Origin of the sequence: Fusobacterium varium, from assembly GCA_021531615.1 — a bacterium.
Taxonomy (GTDB): Bacteria; Fusobacteriota; Fusobacteriia; order Fusobacteriales; family Fusobacteriaceae; genus Fusobacterium_A; species Fusobacterium_A varium_C.
Window position 1 is genome coordinate 1 of record JADYUE010000115.1, and the last position, 275, is coordinate 275.

Annotated in this window: 1 protein-coding gene; it reads left to right on the forward strand. The window is 27.6% G+C overall.

Annotation, left to right across the window (positions count from 1 at the left end):
• On the forward strand, nucleotides 1-186 hold a 186-nt coding region (locus tag I6E31_12560), incomplete at its 5' end, for a sensor histidine kinase (protein MCF2640788.1).
• Nucleotides 187-275 lie beyond the last annotated feature (89 nt).

Consider the following 275-nt stretch of genomic DNA (forward strand, 5'->3'; position numbering starts at 1 on the left):
ACTTTTTTCTCTAAAATAACTGTTTCTGACAATGGCGTTGGAATGAATGTAGAAAAATATAGAGAAAATAGTTTAGGGTTAATGATAGTAGAAAGATTAGTTACAGATAAGTTAGGTGGATCTTTTGAAATAAAGAGTAAACTTAATGAAGGAACAACAGTTGAGTTTGAAATAAAAAATAAATAATTGATGAATACACAAAGAAGTGTATTTGGAAAGGCAACGAAGCCAAAGAGATAGGTTATCCTATTTTCTTTGGCTTTTTTTATTAAATT